The following is an 18,136-nucleotide window of genomic DNA, read 5'->3' on the forward strand; positions in this document are numbered from 1 at the left end:
TCCCTGGAGGTGGCGTGGGACGGTGGAGTCGGTGCTCAGGTGCTCATGGGGAGGGCGTCCCGGGGCGGCTTGCCGAGCAGGTCCACGACACCGTCGACCAGGTGCCGGAACAGGCGCTCCCCCAGCTCCGCGGAGGCGCCGACGGCGGACGACAGCACTCCTCGGTCGGAGATCTCGTCCACGTCGACGGGGTGCCGGTAGACCCCCGCGGGCGGCGGCGCGTCGTGGCTGGGGCGTTCGGCGCGGACGGTGTCGGGGCGGAGGTACATCATCAGGCTCGTCTCGGTGAGGCCCGCGTGCTCCGCGTGCCAGCCCGGGAAGTGCGGTACGTGCTCGTGGAGCCACTCCTCGGCGACCAGGCTCCACCAGCTGAAGGCGAGCACCTCGGTCTCCGGGAAGAGGGTGGCCTGGGCGCACTCGTCGATCGCCTCGAAGAGCAGGCCCTCGTTCTCGTAGTGTCCGTTGACGACGACGAGGCGGGCGGGCCCGAGGCGGGCGAGTGAGGTGAGGCAGTCCGTGAGGTAGTCGATGAACGTGCTGCCGCCGATGTGCACGGTGCCCGGGAAGTGCAGTCCGCCGCCGCTCTGCGGCAGCGACCTCGCCGAGAAGGGCTGGCCGGGCAGCAGCAGACCGCCGGCCTCCGCGACCACCTGCCGGGCAAGGGCGTCCGGGATGTCCATGTCGACGGAGAGCGGGAGGTGAGGGCCGTGCTGTTCGAGGCCGCCCACCGGCCACACGAGCGTGGCGCCGTCCATGGCCTGCCGGACCTGCGCGCTGGTCAAGTCGCCGTAGCGCGGTACGTTCGTGGCGCGTTGCCGCATCGCGTTCACCTCATGCCCCCTTGATGCTCCGTCCCACCAGGTCCGCGACCGTGCCTCCGTGCGCGGCCAGCCAGTCGTCGAAGCCCTGGCGGATGGCGCGGAGCGTGGCGTGCATGTTCTTGTGCAGCACGGTGTAGACCTGCACGGCGTCGGCGCCGACGCTCAGGTACTCCGCCACGTCCACGGCGTCGTTGACGCCGCCGCTCGCCATGACGGGCACGGTCAGGCCGTCGCGGCGCAGGCCGTAGATCTCGGCGAGCACGAGCGGTTTGATGCCGGGCCCGGAGTAGCCGAACGCGCCGCCCAGGCGCACCTCCCCGGTGTCGGCGTCGACGGCGAGGCCGGAGATGGTGTCGCTCAGGGTGAGGGCGTCCGCGCCGGATGCCGTGGCGGCGTCGACGCGCTCGCGCACCCGCTCCCCGATCGCCAGCTTGACGCTGATCGGCACCGGGGTGCGGCGGCGCACCGCCTCGGTGTACGCGGCGACGCGCTCCGGAGTGTCCTCCAGGCCGCCGTCCTCCTCGTTCAGGCACGAGATGCCGAGTTCGAGTGCGGTGCTGCCCGCCTCGGTCACGCGCTCGGCCAGGTCGGCGAGTTCCGCCGGCGAGTCCGCGTGCACGGACGTGATCACCGGCAGGCCGTCGTCGGCGAAGCGGCGCAGCATCGCGCACCAGTCGTCCACCGAACGGCGGGAGTACGTGGTGCTGTTGAGCATGCCGGTGGGCAGGCGCAGCAGGCGTTCGTTGCCCGGCGGTCCCGGCCTCGGGTGGATGGTCTTGGTGACCACGGCTCCGGCGCCGCCCGCGAGGAGCCGCCGGATGTTGCGTTCCTGGTCGGTGAGCAGCCCGGAGCCCACGACGACGGGGGACTTCAGGCGCAGGCCGAGGACCTCCACCGGGGCCGCGGTGGCGGCGGTTCCGGGTGCCTCCGGCCGGTTCGCTCCGCCCTCGGCGGCCGTCACGGTGCCATCACTGCTTTCTGGCCCAGCTTTTCGAGCAGGCGGAGCAGTTCGACGGGGTTGGCCTGCGCCTCCACCAGGTCGAGGACGGTGACGTCGGCGACGGAGGGCAGTCCGCGCAGCAGGTGGCTCGCGTTGGGCGCCAGCGGCATCGGGGTGACGACGACGATGGGCTTGTCCAGGGCGGAGGCCCAGCCGAGTTCGACGTGGGTGCCGTCGGTGCGCATCAGTTCACCGGCGGCGTCCACGGGGAGCACCGGTACGAACACGTCGCAGCGCCGCATCCAGCCGATGTCGCGGACGCTGACCTGGTCCGGCGAGAACAGCGGGGTGTCGACGCCGAACTTCTCGGCCACGTGGGCGGAGAAGACGGTGCCGTGTGCGGCGGTGACGGCTTCGATGATGTCGCCGATCGCGTGCCGCAGCGGCTGGTGGAAGCCGTCGTCACGGATCGCGTGCTGGATGGGCCCGCCGACGAAGACCTTGACTCCCGTCAGGTCGATGCCGTCCGTACCGTCGACGCGGACCACCGTGCTGTCACTCATGACATCTCCCGATCTGCTTGGCGAAGGCGAAGGCGAAGCGCGCTGTGGTGCACCTTGAGCTGCGTGTACTCGTTCAGACCCCATGTGCCGTACTCGACGCCGATCCCGGAGTGCCGGTGGCCGCCGAACGGCACGTCGTGCCGCAGGGCGCCGTGGGTGTTGAGCCACACGGTTCCGCACCGGGGCCGCGCGGCCAGTTCCCGGGCCCGGTCCTCGTCGCCCCACAGGGAGCAGCCGAGCCCGTACGTCGAGTCGTTGACGTGCGCGAAGACCTGTTCCACGTCGTCGTAGGGGATGACGGGGATCACCGGGCCGAACTGTTCCTCCTCTTCGAGGCGGCTGCCGGGCGGCAGGTCGGTGACGACGGTGGGGGGATAGAAGTGGCCCGGCCTGTCGAGGGGCGCGCCGCCGGCCAGGACGTCGGCTCCGGCCGCCACGGCGTCGTCCACCAGGTCCGCGACGCGCTGCAGTTGGGCGCGGCTGACGAGCGGGCCGTACTCGGTGGACGGATCGAGCCCGTCGCCCACGACCGCCGTCCGCGCCTTCTCCGCCATGGCCTCGGCGAGCCGGCGGTACGTGGCACGGGGCGCGTAGACGCGTTTGACCGCGGCGCAGAACTGGCCGCTGTTGGTCATGGCCGCGGTGAACAAATCCGGTGCGACGGACAGGACGTCGGTGCCGGGCAGGACGACGGCCGGGTCGTTGCCGCCGAGTTCGAGGACGACCCGTTTCAGGTCGGTCGCGGCCTGCCGGGCGATGGCGCGCCCCGCGGTGACCGATCCGGTGAAGGAGACGAGCCGGACCGCCGGGTGGACGGTCAGCCGGGCGCCGAGCTCGACGTCGCCGTCCACGACGGCGAAGGTCCCGGGTGGCAGGACCTCGCTGAGGATCCGGCCCATCATCAGGCTGGACAGCGGTGTGTCCGGGGACGGCTTGAGCACCACGGTGTTGCCGGCGAGGAGCGCGGGGGCGACCTTGCAGACGGCCAGCAGGACGGGGTAGTTCGACGGTGCGATCGCCGCGACCACGCCGTACGGCACGCGCTCCAGGTCGACCCGGGCGTCGGACTCGTCGACGAGCCGCTCCGACGGGATCCCCAGCTCGGCGGTGCGGGCGAACCAGTCGGCCGCCAGGCGCACTTCGGCCCTGGCGTGCCGCAGCGGCTTGCCCTGTTCCCTGGTGAGCAGTTCGGCCATCGGCTCCACCGCTTCGAGCAGGGCGCGGTGGCACGAGTGGAGCCGCTCGCGGCGCTCCGCCAAGGGGGTGGCCGCCCAGCCGGGGAAGGCGCGGGCCGCGTCGTCCAGCACGTGGTCGAGCCGTTCGGGCGTACATCCCGGGGCTTCGGCGAACACCTTGCCGAGTGCCGGGTTCTCGACCGGGGTCGGGCCGTATCGCACGGACCCGGGGGCGCCCGGGGGGAACTCGGCAGGGGGGAGAGCGAGTTGATCAACAGATGAGGACATGTGTTCCCGTCACGAGGGGGTCGCGGAGGGGCGGTTGTCGACTGTCGACTCCTGAAGGGGGGCGCGGGGCCGCGGGAGGGAGGAAGGGGGGTGCGGTGCTGCGGTGAGAGCGGTGGGAGGGGGGTGTGTCCCGCAGGTGTCCCGCTGGCGGAACTCCGCGTCTTCCGTGGCCTGCCGTGATCGAACCGGGCGGCCCGTGGAACAGTCTTGCCGGGTCCCCGGTGATCGGACACCCCCACTTTGGGCTAGGGTCATCCGGCTACTCCGAAAGCCCGGTCCGATGCGCATGGCCGCCGTGCTGACCTGCCGGGATCATCCCGCGCACGGGGGTCGCCGACCGCCGTCCGGGCATGCCGCGGCGCCGGCCGTCGACGGAGGGAAGCCGGACGGCCGGCGCGAGCCCTTGACTCTTACGACTCGGCGGCCGAGAACCTCCCCGTGCCGCCGCCCACCGCGGCGGCAGGACCGTGGTCTCCCCCGGTGTTCTCGACGTACTCGACGAGCAGGCGCTCGATGTCGCGGAGGAACGCGTGGACCTCGGAGGGGGTGAGCGCCCGGTGGTCGGCGTTGAGCACGACGCGGAGCCAGCCGGGGATCTCGTCGTCGATGACGATGAAGAAGGTCTCGCCCTCCTCGAACTCGTCGGGGGCGACGACGGTGTCGGCCATGGCGGCCCGCAGGCTCTCGCCGGACACCGCCTCGTCGTCCTCGGCCGCGTCGGGCAGGGCCTGTTCCTCCCGGATGTCGTTGAAGCAGTACGAGAGGTCCACGGGTACGCCGGGTCCGCGGGCGGAGGCGATCAGACGCGCGACGTCGTCGGGGTCGTACAGGCCGTTCGCGTAGGCGGCGGTGCACGCGGCGAGAGCGCGGCGCGCGATGTCCTCGGCGCGGTCGCCGTCCAGGGCGATCGTCACCGGCACCTCCGTGTGCAGGTTGGCGACGGTGCCGCGCACGTCCGGGTCCGACCGGTTGGCGGTGAGCAGGCGCAGGGTGCACGACGGCTGACCGGCCCGTCGTCCGAGGAGCCGGGCGACGACGGTCAGGAGAACGACCGACGTGCTCACCCGCCAGCGCCGGGCCAGGACCGGCACCGCGAGGGCCGCGGCACGGGAGCTCATGCCGGCGCTGTAACGGACCGGGCCCGCGGGCCCGCCCCGGTCCGGGAACAGGGTCGTGGGCGCGGCGTCGAGCTGGCGGCACCAGTAGGCGCGCGCCCGAGCCTGCAGGGCCCGGCCGCGCGGGGACTGCTCCAGCTGGGCCTGCTCGACGGGCTGGCGTGCCGGTACGGCGGGCGGCAGGGGCCGGTCGGCCGCACGCGCGTCGAACAGCCGCGTCATCTCGTCGGCGAGGAGTCGCACCGATGTCAGGTCCACCGCGAGGTGGGACACACAGAACGCGGCGAGCACGCAAGCACCGTCGACGACGGTCACCATGAACCGGATGAGCGGGGCACGCGCCGGGTCGAAGGGGGTGTGCCGCATACGGCGCTCCCAGGCCTCACGCACGGCGTCCGGGTCGTCGTGCGGTCCGAGCGTCCACACCTCCGCCTCGAACTCGGCCGCGTCCACGACCTGTTGGACGAGCGTGCCGTCCGCGTCCCGGTGGAAGCCGGTGTGCAGCGATTCGTGGCGTGCGACCAGTTCGGCGCAGACGTCGAGCAGGTCCTGTGCGGTGCCGCGGCCGGGCAGGGCCACCCAGTAGCACACGTCGTAGAAGGCGGCGTCGGGCAGCTGCTCCTGCATCAGGTTCCAGATGTGCCGCTGGGCACAGGTGGCCGGCGCGGTGACCGACCGTCGTCCAGCGAAGGGGATGCGGTGCCGGACGAATGCGGCCACGGCTCGGTCCTTTCCGGCACGGTGAGGTGAGTGGGGACGCGCCGATTCACGGTAACTCCGGCTTCGCGTGGGCGGCACCCGCGCTTTCGGGTCTGACCGTTCGGTCACCGTCGACCCGCTCGGGCTGCCCGATACGGCACGCCGAACGGGCGCCCGGTGGGGGCTTCCCACATCATTCGGGCACCGCGAGTATCGGGGGCATGCGAGTTAACCGACGCGTCGCGCCGCACGGCATGCGGATTTCCGGATATTCGTAAAGACCGGCATGCGCGACGTAGGGACTTACGAAAAGAAGCGTCCCTGTCCGCCCCGTGGGACGGACAGGGAGTTGATGGGCCGTCAGGTGATGAGCCCGTTCTGTATGGCGGTGACCACCGCGGCCGTGCGATTGGGCGCACCGAGCTTGAGGAGCAGACTGGCGACGATGCGTTTGACGCCGTGGCTCGAGATGCCGAGGCGCCGGGCTATCTGTTTGTTGCTCAGCCCTTCGGCGAGCAACGGCAGCACTTCGTTCTCACGGCCGGTGAGGTTGCCGATGCGCCGCCTGCGCTGCTGTTCCGGCTCCCGGACGCGCCGCAGAAGCGCCCGGGTCACCGACGTGGGCATCGGCACCTCGCCGGCCACGGTCCCCTGGAGGGCGTCCTCGACGGCGGTGGCGGTCAACTCGTTCTCGACCAGGAATCCATCGGGTACCGAGGGACCCGCGAGTATTTCTTCGGGAACTTCGGTGGTGGTGAGCAGAAGGAGAACCTTCGGACGGTGCCTTCGGGCGTCCACGAGCACGCCTCGATCGGGGCTGTAGTCCTTCTCGTGCAGGAACAGCACGTCGACTTGGTTGTTGCGTAAGGTTTCCTCCACCTCGCCCCAGTCGCCGCAGTGTCTGACGTCCCTGACCAGGGGCGCCGTCGACAGCGCGGCCCGCAGCCCGAGCTGCAGGAATCCGTTGCGCACGAGAGTGGTCACCACGAGCTGCTCTCCTGCGAACGGGGGGTGGCACAGCGCCTGACTCACTCGCATTCCTCCTCACTGTCGCCACGGTTCCCGCCGTATCCGACGTGGGGAGATGACGCCGCCCCGCGCCGTCCACCGGCAGGCCGCGGCCGGCCCACCACTGCACATGCCTGCAATAGGTACGCAGTTGCGAGCGCTTTTCAGCACTGGACACTCATCACAGTACCCAGACGTTTCAAGCGACTTCAACCATTCCGCTTGACGCGACGCGTTCAGGCCGAGCGGCCCGAAAAAGACGTCGGCACACCCCTCGACACTGTTGATTTAATTTTCAACTCACGGCTATTCGGGCGACCGGGAGGCGGACTTTCCTTTCGGGGTGAAAACCAGTAGCTTCCTTGCCACGGCACGCCCGCCTCGCCCACCGCCACCCCATGGCGTGCCGGGTGATCCGCTCGCGCGGCCGCCTCCGGCGAGACTGCCCATTCCGGCCGGAACGAATTCACATTGACGGCCGGAAAACCCTGTGAGCCGCTCGCCCATATTTTCACTGAGTGCTGGCCGAAAACCATGCGTCGCTTACCTTTTCCGGACCTCTCCGGGCCCGGAGACGCTGCGGCCCCGACACGGACAAGGAGCGCCGATGACCGCCGAGACCATGGCGGGCGCCACGGCAGCCGAAGACACCGACGACGACGCCGACCGGCGCAGCGTCCCCCGCTGGCTGCTCGCACAGATGCGGCCCTTCAGGCCGTACATCGCCCTGTTCCTGCTGGGCAGCCTCGCCTGGCAGGCGCTGACCGCGGCGATCCCGCTGGTCACCGGTCTGGCCTTCGACGCCGTCCTCGACCAGGACGACGGATCACCCGACTTCGGCACGTTCCACGCCATCGCCGCCGGTCTCTTCGCACTCGTGGTCGTCCGCGCGGTGGGCGGCATCATGTCCACGTACAGCCTGGAGTCCTTCGCCAGCGGACTCGAACGCAACGCGCGCGCCCAGGTCTTCGCCAGTCTGCTGCGCAAGAGTCAGGGCTACTTCAACCGGCGGCGGGTCGGCGACCTGTCCGCACGGGCCACCGGCGACGCGGAGTCGCTGAACCTGATGGTCTCGCCGGGCTTCGACCTGGCCGTCGATCTCGCGCTGAACATCCTGATGCCGATCGTGTTCATCGCGCTGGTGGACCCGCGGCTGCTGGTCTCCCCCGTCGTCTTCGTCCTGCTGTTCGCCGTGGCGCTCGCCGAACACGGACGGCGTCTGGAGCCCGTGTCCGACACGGCGCGCGAACGCTTCGGCGACATGACGGCCCAGGCGTCGGAGAGCATCGCCGGCATCGAGGTCGTGGGGTCGACCGGCGGAGCCGACCAGGAACGCGCCCGGTTCACCGATCTCGCCCGCGCGTACCGGGACGCCTCCGTACGCCAGATCCGCACCCAGGCACTCGCCCTGTCCCCGCTGCTCCTGACGCTCGCCACCGTCGGCGCCCTGGTGCACTCCGTGATCCTGCTGCGCGACGGCTCCCTCAGCATCGGCGAACTCGTCGCCGTCCTGGGGCTGATGGGCACCCTGCGCGCCCCCACCCAGCTGGCGTCGTTCAGCCTCGGGCTCATCTATCTCGGCATGGCGGGAGCGCAGCGCATCAAGGAGGTCGTCGACGACCCCGAGGGCGAGGACGAGCGGGGCGGCCGCCACACCGCGCCCGTCGTCGGCGAAGTCGCCATGGAGAACGTCACGTTCGGCTACGAACCCGGAAAGCCCGTGCTGCGCGACGTGTCGTTCCGGGTGGCGCCCGGCACCACCGTGGCCATCGTCGGCGCCACGGGCAGCGGCAAGTCCACCCTCCTGCACCTGCTGAACCGCACCTACACACCGGACGAGGGACGCGTCCTCGTCGACGGCGTCCCCACCACGGACTGGGACATCGGGGCGCTGCGCTCGCGCACCTCCGTCATCGAGCAGGACGTGATGCTCTTCTCCCGCTCCATCGCGGAGAACCTGAGCCTCGGTTCGGACGACGGGACGGACCGCTCCCGTATCGAGGCCGCGGCCCGCATCGCGCAGGCGCACGACTTCATCACGGCGACCGAGAACGGCTACGACACCGTCATCGGCGAACGCGGCGTCACCCTCTCCGGCGGACAGCGCCAACGCCTCGCCATCGCACGCGCGCTGATCGCCGACCCGCGCATCCTCGCCGTGGACGACGCGACCAGCGCCGTCGACAGCGCCACCGAGTACGAGGTGCAGCGCGCCATGCGGCAGGCCTCGGACGGGCGGACCACGTTCCTCGTCACACCCCGGCTGTCCCGCATCCGGGCGGCCGACCACATCCTCGTCCTGGACGCCGGCCGGATCGTCGACCAGGGCAGTCACGAACAGCTACTGCGGGACTGTTCCCTGTACCGCAGGATCTTCGCGCCCTATCTGAGCACGCCGGCACCCGGCGGCCCGGACTCCGCGGGCGCCAAGGAGGAGAGCCACTGATGGCGCATCTGCTGGAGGGCATCGACCCGGAGGACTACGACCGCCGCTACGGCGACCGCGAGCTGGCCCGCCGTATCGCCCCGTACTTCCGCGGCAAGGGCCGGGCCGTGGTCTTCGTGACCCTCGCCGTGATCGTCGCCGCCACGGCGGGCAGCGCCGTGCCGCTGCTCCTCGCCCGGACCGTCGACTCGGCCCTGGAGGACGACGGCGACGGCCGTCTCGCGTGGCTGGTCGCGGCCATCCTCGTCGCCGGCATCGCCGCCTGGCTGCTGAACCTCCTCCAGGAGCGCGCGGCCGGAACCATGGCGGGTGACGTCGTGCTCAAGCTGCGAGAGCGGGCGTTCGCGGCGGCCATGCGCCAGGACATGGCGTTCCACGACGCCCACCCCACCGGGGTCGTCGTCAGCCGCGTCACCAACGACACCCAGGCCTTCGCGACACTCATCACCCTGATGCTGAGCCTGCTCGGCCAGGTACTGATGATCGTGATCCTGCTGACCGCCCTGTTCGTCATCAATGTGCCGCTGGCCCTGGTGACGGCCTTCGTGGCCGCGGTCATCGTCGCCGTCAGCCTCGCCTTCCGGCGCGCTGCGCGCAACGCCTCGCTCCGCCAGCAGCAGGCCCTGGCCGAGGTCAACGGTTATGTGCAGGAGACGCTGCGGGGCATCGCCGTGGCGCGCAACCACAGCCACCAGCAGTCCGCGCAGTCCGGCCTGGACGACGTCAACGACCGGTGGTTCAAGGCCAGCGTGCGACTGAACCGCCTGTTCAGCGGCATCTTTCCGCTGCTGATCTCCCTGACGGGGCTCGGCACGGTCGCGGTGGTCCTGGTGGGCGGGCACGGCGTCGACTCGGGCTCGGTGACGGCGGGCGAGTGGGTGCTGTTCCTGGAGGCCCTGGCCCTGTTCTGGTCGCCGCTCACCAGCATCGCCTCCTTCTGGAGCCAGCTCCAGCAGGGCCTGGCCGCGGGCGAGCGGGTCTTCGCCCTCGTCGACCGCGAGTCGACGGTGCGCCAGCTCGACCGGGTCCCGGTGCCGCGCCTGCGCGGTGAGATCACCCTGCGCGACGTCCACTTCGGCTACGACGACGAGCACCCCGTGCTCAACGGCGTGAGCCTCGACATCCCCGCGGGCCGCACCGTGGCGCTCGTCGGCCACACGGGCGCCGGCAAGTCGAGCGTGGTGCGGCTGATCATGCGCGCGTACGAATTCCAGAAGGGGAGCATCGAGGTCGACGGTCTCGACGTGCGCACCCTGGACCTCGACCAGTACCGGCGCTGCCTCGGTGTGGTGACGCAGACGCCGTTCCTCTTCTCCGGGACGGTCGCGGACAACATCGCCCGCGGCCGGCCGGGCGCCGGACGCGACGAGATCGAGGCCGCGGCGCGCGCGGTGGCGGGCGGCGACTGGCTCGAGCAGCTCGCGGAGGGCCTGGACACGCCCACCGACGAGGGCGGCCGGAACCTGTCGACCGGCCAGCGGCAGATCGTCGCGCTCGCCCGCGTCTTCCTCCAGGACGCCCCCGTCCTGATCCTCGACGAGGCCACCGCCAGCATCGACCCGCTGACGGAGGCCCAGATCCAGGAGGGCCTGGAGGCGCTCGCCGCGGACCGCACGACGATCGTCGTCGCGCACCGCCTGCCCACGGTCCGCAAGGCGGACACGATCGTCGTCGTCGACGAAGGCCGGATCATCGAGGAGGGCGACCACGCCACGCTCCTCGGCCAGGGCGGGGCGTACCGGCGCCTCTACGACCGCTACTTCCGCCACCAGCGCCCCGACGAGGACCCCGCGGAGCCCACGGACCCCGCAGCCCCCGCCGATCGAGAGGAGAGCGTGGTCGATGGACAACGCGTCTGAGCACAAGGCCGACGGGCCCGTCCCCGCGACCCTCCACGAACTGCTGGACAGCGCCGCCCGAACTCGCCCCCACGCCGTGGCCGTTCGCGGTGAGGACGCCGTCCTGACCTACGGCGAGCTGCACGGGAAGGCGCGGGCCGCCGCGTGCCGGTTCAGGGCGCTCGGGGTCGCCGAGCACGGCACGGTGGCCCTGCTCCTGGAGAACACCCCGGACTGCGTCGTCGCGCTCCTCGCCGCGGCCCGCCTCGGACTGCGTCTCGCCCCGCTGGAACCCGGCACCCAGGTGCCTCAACTCAGCGTGATACGCGAAAAGTTGGGCCCACTGTCCGTCTTGGGGCACGCCGCGAGGCTCGCCGCGCTGGAGGGCACGAAAGGCCCGGCCCCCCTCGACTGCGCGTTCGTCCCCGTCGAGGACCCAGGAGGCGACGCACCCACCTGGGAAGCTCGGGGCGACGAACCCTCCGCCCCCGACGCCCCCTTCCTCCACCAGTACACGTCCGGCTCGACCGGAGAGCCCAAGGTGGCCGTCCACACGCAGCGCAACCTCGTCAACGGCGGTGACATCTACGCCCGTTCCTACGGGATCACCGAGGACGACCGCATCCTGACCGCCGTCCCCCTGCTGCACTCCTTCGGCCTGGTGGCCGGACTGGTCACGGCGCTGCGCGCAGGCGCGGAGCTCGTCCTCCTAGGCCGTTTCACCCCCGCGCGGCTCCTGCGTGCCCTGGACGAGCACGCCTGCACGGTCCTGGTCGCCGCCCCCATGGCGTACGACCTGACGACGCGCGCGGCCGGTGCGGGCCCGTCCGTGCCCCGCGCACTCCGCCTGTGCCTGTCCTCGGGGGCCGCGTTGCCGCCCGCCGTGGCGCGGCGGGCGAAGGAACGGCTCGGCCTGGACATCCAGCAGGTCTACGGCTGCACGGAAGCGGGAGTCATCGCCGCCCGGCACCCGCAGGACGGCTCGGCGGCGGACGGCTCTGCGGCGGACCTCGGTGTGGGCCGGCCCATGCCCGGCGTGCGGATCCGTGTCGTCGACGAGCGGGGGGACGAGGTGGCGCCCGGCGAGGAAGGGGCGCTGCTGGTACGGACGCCCGCGATGTTCACGCACTACCTCGGGCACGCCGACGCCACGCGGGAGGCCTTCACCGACGGCTGGTACCGGACCGGCGACGTGGCCCGCGTCGGCCCCGCGGGCCACCTGCACCTGGTCGGGCGGAAGGACTCCTTCATCAACGTGGGCGGCAAGAAGGTGAACCCCGTCGAGGTGGAGCAGGCCCTGCTGGACCACCCCTCGGTCGTCGAGGCGGTGGTCTGGGGCGAGCCGACCGACGACGGCGGCGAGCGCGTACGGGCGTCCGTGGTGACGCGGCCCCCGCTGTCGGCGACGGAGCTGACGTCCCACTGCCGCGCCCGGCTCCTGCCCCACCAGGTGCCCGCCGAGGTCGACTTCGTGGCCTCGCTGCCGAAGAGCCCGATGGGCAAGGTCAGGCGCGCCGCGGTGCGGACCGCGGCCCGCACCGCGTCGTCCGTCAGGCGGTTCTAGCCTGTTCGAGCGTGGGGTGGCAGGGGATCACCGCGTCGAGACCGATGAGCTGGATGACGCGCAGCACGGACTCGCTGGGGGCGGCGATGCGCAGCCATCCCGCTGCTTCCTTGACGGTGTGGTGTGCGGCGATGAAGACGTTGATGCCGCTGGAGTCCATGAAGGTCACGTCGCTGAGGTCGACGACGGTCCGGGGCGGCGGCGTGCCGTCCTCGGGAATCAGGGCTTGATGGAACTCGTCCTTGACGGCGTGGTCGATCTCGCCGTGCAGTGCGACGACGCGGACGCCGTCGACGGCGGAGCGCACGACCGAAAGGCGGCCGTGCCTGGTCTGTTCGCTCTGCCTGCCGTGTCGGCCGGGGCTCGGGGTGTCGGCCACGTTCTCCTCGACGGTACCTAGGTCGTGCCACGTTCCGGGTGTGTCGTGCCGGACCGAGTCTGCCCCATTTCCACCGGCCGACGCGGGGAATCGGGAGGAAGTCCCCCTGTGGGTATGGGTGTAGGCGCAAGCCTGTCGTGCAGGAGGGAAGACCACGTATGACCGAACAGACCGACGTATCCGCCGGGCGGCCGCTGTACGGGTGCATGGGGCTCGGCGGCACCTGGGACGACGCCCCGTACACCGCCGCGGACATCGCCCACGCCGAAGCCGCCGTCGAGGCCGCGCTGGACATCGGCATCACGGTGTTCGACCACGCCGACATCTACCGTCGCGGAAAGTCGGAGGCGGTCTTCGGCGAACTCCTCGGCAGGGCCGCCGGGCTGCGGGAGCGGATCGTCCTGCAGACCAAGTGCGGCATCCGGCAGGCCGACGGGCGCCACCCCGGCATGTACGACCTGCGGTCCCGGCACATCGTGCGGTGCGTCGAGGAGAGCCTCACCCGGCTGCGCACCGACGTCATCGACGTACTGCTGCTGCACCGTCCCGATCCGCTGGCCGACCCGCAGGACACCGCGAAGGCGCTCACCTCGCTGCACGGGCAGGGGCTCGTGCGCCGCTTCGGCGTGTCCAACATGAGCGCCGCACAGATCGAGCAGCTGCAGGCCCACCTCGACCTGCCGCTGGTCGCCGACCAGCTGGAGATGAGCCTCGGCAGCCGGGACTGGGTCGAGGCGGGCGTCCTCGTGAACACACCGGCCGCGGCGGAGAACGGCTTCCCGCACGGGACCGTCGAGTACTGCGGGGCGCGCGGGATCCAGCTCCAGGCCTGGGGCGCCCTCGCCCAGGGCCGCTACACCGGTCCCCCGCAGGCCACCGGCGCCCGGGACGCGGCGGCCGCCGAGCTCGTCGCCGGCCTCGCCGAGCGCAAAGGGACGACGCCGGAGACGATCCTGCTGTGGTGGCTCCAGCGCCACCCGGCCCGCGTCGCCCCGGTCATCGGCACCAGCCGTCCCGAGCGCATCCGCGCCTGCCGTGACGCCGTCGTCCATGAACCCGGACTCACCCACGAGGAGTGGTACGAGCTGTGGGTCGCCGCCCGCGGCGGCCCCCTGCCCTGACCGGGCGCGCCGCGAAGGCGGGCGGGGACGGGTGGGATCGTGGCCGCCGCGGTAGGCATGCACCGTGCAGACCTTCCTCCCGTACCCCGAATTCACGCGGTCCGCCGCGGCCCTCGACCAGGCCCGCCTGGGCAAACAGCGCGTCGAGGCCCTCCAAGTGCTGCGCGGTCTGACCGTGCCCGGCTACGGCTGGCGGCACCACCCCGCGGTCCGCATGTGGACCGGCTACGAGGAAGCCCTCGTCCGCTACGGCCTCGACGTGTGCGCGGTATGGGTGGCGGAGGGCCGCAGCGACACCTGCGCCACCACGCTGGTCACGGACTTCTCCGAGCACCGGCCGGGCTCCGTCGTGCGCCACCAGGAGGAGCTCGCCGACGAGGGCGAGCTGCCGCCCTGGCTCGGGGACCCCGCCTTCCACCTCAGCCATCAGTCGGCGCTGGTGCGCAAGGCGCCGGAGGTCTACGCCCCGCTCTTCCCCGGCGTCCCCGACGACCTGCCCTACCTGTGGCCGTCCTCCGACCGGTCCACCGCGTAGCCCACGGCCCCCTGCCGGGCGATGGCGAGCCAGACGCGGTCCCGGGTCATCGGCGTCTCGGTGAACCGGATGCCGGTGGCGTCGCGCAGGGCGTTGGCGAAGGCGGGCGCCACCGGGTTGAAGGGGCTCTCGCTCATCGACTTGGCTCCGAGCGGGCCGATCGCGTCCGTGGTCTCCGCGAAGTGGACCTCGGTGCGGGGCACCTCGGCGAAGTGCGGGAGGCGGTAGCGGCGGAACGCCGCGGTGGTCACCTCACCGCGTCCGTCCAGCCGTACGGCCTCGAAGAGCGTGGCGCCGAGCGCCTGCGCGACCGCGCCCTCGATCTGTCCGCGGCACTGCAGCGGGTTCAGGACCCGGCCCGCGTCCGCGGCGTGCACGCTGCGCAGGATCCGCGTCTCCCCGGTGTCCGGGTCGACGGCGACGCGGAACCACTGCGCGTTGAAGGCGACGGAACGGGGACTGCCGTCCCCGTGCCCTTCCCCCGCCAGCTCGTCCTGCGCGCCCTCGGCACGGGCCGCCTCGTACAGCGCACACAGGGGGACAAGCCGGCCCGCGCAGTCCACCGCGTCCGCGGCGAGCACGCACCGGTCGCGGGCCGCGCCCGTGTGCCGTGCCGCGAAGTCCGCGATGCGCCCGGCAAGGGACTCCGCGGCGAGCAGGACCGCCTTGCCCGCGACGACCGTGCCGGTCGAACCGAAGACGCCGGTGTCGTGGCGGACGACGTCGGTGTCCGACTGGCGCACTCCGATCCGGTCGACGGTCGTGCCGAGGGCCGCGGCGGCGATCTGCCCGTGGACGGTGGTGGTGCCGTTGCCGAGTTCCGTCGTGCCGACGGCCAGGTCGTACGTCCCGTCGGCGAGGAGGCGGACGCGCGCGTCGGCGTGGTGCCCGCCGGGCAGTCCGGTGGCGATCATCGAGACGGCCGCGCCCTGGCCGGTCAGCCACCCCTCCGGGACGTCGGCACCGCTCCGGTCGTCCGCGACGGCGCCACGGACGACCGACAGACACTGGCCCAGGCCGTACGAGCCGATGCGCAGGTCCTCGTCCTCACCGGTCGGCCCGGTCAGACGGTCGTCGGGGCCGATGAGGTTCTTCTCGCGGAAGTCGAGCGGGTCCATGCCCAGGAGGCGTGCCGTCTCGTCCATGGCGGACTCGACGGCGAAGGTGACCTGCCCCAGGCCGTATCCCCGGAAGGCGCCCGAGGGAACGCTGTTGGTGTAGACGGCAAAGCCGTCGACCTTGTTGTGCGGGGCCCGGTAGAGGGCGAAGGGTTCCTTGACGCCGTGGAGCAGCACCGCGGGCCCGTGGTTGCCGTACGCGCCGGTGTCGGAGACCACGCGCATCTGGAGGGCGGTCAGCGTGCCGTCGGCGCGGGCGCCGACCTTGACGCGGACCGTGAACGGGTGCCGGGTGGTGGCGCCGTGGAACTGCTCGGCGCGGGTGTACTCGAGCTTGACGGGGCGGCGCAGCTTGAGCGCGGCGAGGACGACGATGTCCTCGGTCAGCATTTCCTGCTTGCCGCCGAACCCGCCGCCGACGCGTCCCGTGACGACGCGGACACCGTCTTCCGGCAGTCCGAACAGGGCGCACAGTGCGCGCCGCGTGAGGAAGGGGGTCTGGGTGCTGGTGCGGACGGTGAGGCGCTCGGCCCCGCCCTCCTCCTCGAACCAGGCGACGCTGCCGTGCGTCTCCAGGCTCGCGTGCTGGACGCGCTGGGTGCGATACGTGCCCTCGTGGACGACGTCGGCCTCGGCGAAGCCGTCGTCGACGCTGCCGGTCTCCGCGTGCACCTCACCGGCCACGTTGTCGTCGACGCGAGCGATCCGTGCCTCGGGGCCCTTTCCGGCGTGGATGACGGGCGCGCCGGGCCTCATGGCCTCCTCCGGGTCGGTGACGTGGGGAAGTTGCTCGTACGTCACGTCGATGCGGCGGCAGGCTTCTTCCGCGGCCTGTTCACTGTCGGCGACCACGGCGGCGACGCGCTGCCCGACGTACCGGACGGTGTCGTCCAGGACGCGGGTGTCGGCGGGGTCGTCGGTGGGGTCCTCGTGGCGGGCGGTGGAGTAGAGCGTGTCGGGGGCGTCCTCGTGGGTGAGCACGGCGTGCACGCCGGGAACGGTGCGTGCGGCACGGGTGTCGATGGCGACGATGCGGGCGTGCGGGTGCGGGGAGCGCAGCAGCTTCATGTGCAGCAGTCCGGGCACGTCGACGTCGAAGGTGTACCGGGCGGTGCCGGTGACGATCTCGCGGCCGGCGGGGGCACCGGGCCTCGCGCCCACGGCTCGCCCGGCGCCGGGATCTTCGGTGTGCCGCACGCCTCGGACGGCGTCCTCGATGGCGCGGTACCCGGTACAGCGGCAGATGTTGCCCTTGAGAGCACGCGGCAGGTCGTCCAGGTCCCCTTCCAGCGCGACGGTGGTCATCAGGAATCCGGCGGTGCAGAACCCGCACTGGAAGCCCTGGGCGTCGAGGAAGTCCTGTTGTACGGGGTGGAGTCCGCCGTCCTCGGCCGCCAGGCCCTCCACCGTGGTGACCGACCGCCCGCGCGCCCGGACGGCCGGGTAGAGGCAGCTGTGCACCGGTTCCCCGTCCACGTGGACCGTGCAGGCCCCGCAGTCCCCCGCGTCGCAGCCCTTCTTCACGCCGAACCAGCCGCGTTCGCGCAGATAGGTGCGCAGACACTGGCCGGGGCGCGGCGCGGCGTCGCAGGCCCGTCCATTGACCCGGACCGTGAAGGTCATCGCCCGCCGTCCAGGGTGAGTTCACGGCGGATCTGCTCGGCGAGGCGGAGCGTCATGTGCCGTCGCCATTCGGGCAGTCCGTGGATGTCGTCGAACCAGTCGCGGTCGGCGACGGCCGACGTGATCGCCCCGCTCAGCTCGGACGCGCCCGGCGGCTCGGCGAACGAGAGACGGAACGGCCGGCGGGTCGCGGCCGTGACGGTCAGGGTCAGCGAGCGGTCCGAGGGGTCGAGCGTGCCGATGACGAGTGCGCCGGAGCGGCCGAGGCCGTACAGCGACACTTGCCGGAACGCCGTGCGGCACCTGAGGGCGCGGGCGGGAAGCGTCACCGAACGCAGCAGCTCGCCCTCGGCGAGGTCCTTGCCGCCGTCCCCGGTGACGAAGTCCACCGTGCGCACCCTGCGGAGCACACCGTCCTGGGCCTGCAGCGAGCACACGCCGTCGAGGGCCGCGGTGAGGGAGATCATCGGCCCCGCGGGCAGCGCGTGGCAGAGGTTGCCGCCGACGGTCGCCATGTTCCAGATCTTGAACGAGGCGAGAAAGGCGCGGCAGCACTGCTCGAAGAGGGGGGCCGCGGTCGCGTCGAGCGTGCGCCCGAACCGGGACAGCTGCGCGATCGTGCAGGTGGCGGAGATCCGCACCGAGCCGTCCGGCAGTGCGCGGAACGGCTCCCAGCCCAGCCCGCTCAGGTCCACCAGGCGCCGCAGCCGCGGCTGGGGTTCGGAGAAGAGGTACGTTCCACCGCCGAGCCAGGCGTCGCCCGGCCGCCAGGGTCCGCGACGGCGAGCGTCGCACACGTCGAGAACCGTGTTCAGATCCATGTCTCCCACCGGGTCGTCGCAGCCACCACCGATTCAACCCGCCCCGCGCAGAGGGGATGTGCGACGCCGCGCCCATTTGCCA

14 protein-coding genes are annotated in these 18,136 nt (G+C 72.0%); 5 read left to right on the forward strand and 9 right to left on the reverse strand.

Features of this window, described 5'->3' with window-relative positions; all coding sequences use genetic code 11:
• Positions 1 to 35: 35 nt before the first annotated feature.
• The 6 genes from DEJ49_RS02410 to DEJ49_RS02435 form a co-directional block, all read right to left on the reverse strand.
• Positions 36 to 821, reverse strand: coding sequence for a creatininase family protein (locus DEJ49_RS02410; RefSeq protein WP_150182149.1), 786 nt, complete (start codon positions 819 to 821; stop codon positions 36 to 38).
• A 10-nt stretch (positions 822 to 831) separates the two neighbouring features.
• Positions 832 to 1,782 (reverse strand): tRNA-dihydrouridine synthase, encoded by a 951-nt coding sequence (locus DEJ49_RS02415; RefSeq protein WP_150182150.1) that lies wholly within the window; start codon positions 1,780 to 1,782, stop codon positions 832 to 834.
• Positions 1,779 to 2,324, reverse strand: a complete 546-nt coding sequence (locus DEJ49_RS02420; protein WP_150182151.1) for a nucleoside 2-deoxyribosyltransferase — start codon at positions 2,322 to 2,324, stop codon at positions 1,779 to 1,781. The genes DEJ49_RS02415 and DEJ49_RS02420 overlap by 4 nt, the downstream gene beginning before the upstream one ends.
• Positions 2,321 to 3,721 carry an aldehyde dehydrogenase family protein gene (locus tag DEJ49_RS02425; RefSeq protein ID WP_223832687.1) on the reverse strand — a complete coding sequence of 467 codons (1,401 nt, stop codon included), beginning with the start codon at positions 3,719 to 3,721 and terminating at the stop codon, positions 2,321 to 2,323. Before DEJ49_RS02425 ends, DEJ49_RS02420 begins: the two co-directional genes overlap by 4 nt.
• Positions 3,722 to 4,197: 476 nt before the next feature.
• Complete coding sequence (locus DEJ49_RS02430) at positions 4,198 to 5,622, reverse strand: condensation domain-containing protein (protein WP_150182153.1); 1,425 nt, start codon at positions 5,620 to 5,622, stop codon at positions 4,198 to 4,200.
• 339 nt (positions 5,623 to 5,961) lie between these two features.
• Positions 5,962 to 6,633, reverse strand: a complete 672-nt coding sequence (locus DEJ49_RS02435; protein WP_190329245.1) for a response regulator transcription factor — start codon at positions 6,631 to 6,633, stop codon at positions 5,962 to 5,964.
• A gap of 583 nt (positions 6,634 to 7,216) precedes the next feature.
• On the opposite strand from DEJ49_RS02435, the gene DEJ49_RS02440 reads away from it, so the two are divergent.
• The 3 genes from DEJ49_RS02440 to DEJ49_RS02450 are packed head-to-tail and all read left to right on the forward strand — an operon-like array spanning position 7,217 to position 12,457.
• Positions 7,217 to 9,055 carry an ABC transporter ATP-binding protein gene (locus DEJ49_RS02440; protein WP_150182155.1) on the forward strand — a complete coding sequence of 613 codons (1,839 nt, stop codon included), beginning with the start codon at positions 7,217 to 7,219 and terminating at the stop codon, positions 9,053 to 9,055.
• Positions 9,055 to 10,914 (forward strand): ABC transporter ATP-binding protein, encoded by a 1,860-nt coding sequence (locus DEJ49_RS02445; RefSeq protein ID WP_150182156.1) that lies wholly within the window; start codon positions 9,055 to 9,057, stop codon positions 10,912 to 10,914. The genes DEJ49_RS02440 and DEJ49_RS02445 overlap by 1 nt, the downstream gene beginning before the upstream one ends.
• Positions 10,898 to 12,457: a class I adenylate-forming enzyme family protein gene (locus tag DEJ49_RS02450; RefSeq protein WP_150182157.1), complete on the forward strand. Its 1,560-nt coding sequence runs from the start codon at positions 10,898 to 10,900 to the stop codon at positions 12,455 to 12,457. The genes DEJ49_RS02445 and DEJ49_RS02450 overlap by 17 nt, the downstream gene beginning before the upstream one ends.
• Here the strand turns inward: DEJ49_RS02450 and DEJ49_RS02455 are convergent.
• Entirely contained in the window at positions 12,444 to 12,836 is a 393-nt protein-coding gene (locus tag DEJ49_RS02455; protein ID WP_150182158.1) for an STAS domain-containing protein, read from the reverse strand. The genes DEJ49_RS02450 and DEJ49_RS02455 overlap by 14 nt on opposite strands.
• 158 nt (positions 12,837 to 12,994) lie before the next feature.
• Here DEJ49_RS02455 and DEJ49_RS02460 point away from each other — a divergent pair, with 158 nt between their 5' ends.
• Positions 12,995 to 13,957, forward strand: a complete 963-nt coding sequence (locus tag DEJ49_RS02460) for an aldo/keto reductase family oxidoreductase (RefSeq protein ID WP_223832688.1) — start codon at positions 12,995 to 12,997, stop codon at positions 13,955 to 13,957.
• A gap of 64 nt (positions 13,958 to 14,021) precedes the next feature.
• On the forward strand, positions 14,022 to 14,492 hold the full coding sequence (locus DEJ49_RS02465; RefSeq protein WP_150182159.1) for an MSMEG_6728 family protein: 471 nt from the start codon (positions 14,022 to 14,024) through the stop codon (positions 14,490 to 14,492).
• Here DEJ49_RS02465 and DEJ49_RS02470 read toward each other — a convergent pair.
• Together DEJ49_RS02470 and DEJ49_RS02475 are read right to left on the reverse strand one after the other, a co-directional pair.
• Positions 14,456 to 17,233, reverse strand: coding sequence for a molybdopterin-dependent oxidoreductase (locus tag DEJ49_RS02470; protein ID WP_150182160.1), 2,778 nt, complete (start codon positions 17,231 to 17,233; stop codon positions 14,456 to 14,458). The two genes, DEJ49_RS02465 and DEJ49_RS02470, sit on opposite strands and share 37 nt — an antisense overlap.
• A complete protein-coding gene (locus DEJ49_RS02475) occupies positions 17,230 to 18,054 on the reverse strand; it encodes an FAD binding domain-containing protein (protein WP_150182161.1) in 825 nt (274 codons plus the stop codon). Before DEJ49_RS02475 ends, DEJ49_RS02470 begins: the two co-directional genes overlap by 4 nt.
• Positions 18,055 to 18,136 lie beyond the last annotated feature (82 nt).

The organism is Streptomyces venezuelae, assembly GCF_008642335.1.
Classification (GTDB): Bacteria; Actinomycetota; Actinomycetes; order Streptomycetales; family Streptomycetaceae; genus Streptomyces; species Streptomyces venezuelae_F.

What these genes read in the sequence shown, in the direction of transcription:
- DEJ49_RS02470 (WP_150182160.1), bottom strand. Translation starts at nt 17,233, where the DNA reads ATGACCTTCACGGTCCGGGTCAATGGACGGGCCTGCGACGCCGCGCCG.
- DEJ49_RS02475 (WP_150182161.1), bottom strand. Translation starts at nt 18,054, where the DNA reads ATGGATCTGAACACGGTTCTCGACGTGTGCGACGCTCGCCGTCGCGGA.
- DEJ49_RS02410 (WP_150182149.1), bottom strand. Translation starts at nt 821, where the DNA reads ATGCGGCAACGCGCCACGAACGTACCGCGCTACGGCGACTTGACCAGC.
- DEJ49_RS02445 (WP_150182156.1), top strand. Translation starts at nt 9,055, where the DNA reads ATGGCGCATCTGCTGGAGGGCATCGACCCGGAGGACTACGACCGCCGC.
- DEJ49_RS02450 (WP_150182157.1), top strand. Translation starts at nt 10,898, where the DNA reads ATGGACAACGCGTCTGAGCACAAGGCCGACGGGCCCGTCCCCGCGACC.
- DEJ49_RS02420 (WP_150182151.1), bottom strand. Translation starts at nt 2,324, where the DNA reads ATGAGTGACAGCACGGTGGTCCGCGTCGACGGTACGGACGGCATCGAC.
- DEJ49_RS02440 (WP_150182155.1), top strand. Translation starts at nt 7,217, where the DNA reads ATGACCGCCGAGACCATGGCGGGCGCCACGGCAGCCGAAGACACCGAC.
- DEJ49_RS02460 (WP_223832688.1), top strand. Translation starts at nt 12,995, where the DNA reads ATGACCGAACAGACCGACGTATCCGCCGGGCGGCCGCTGTACGGGTGC.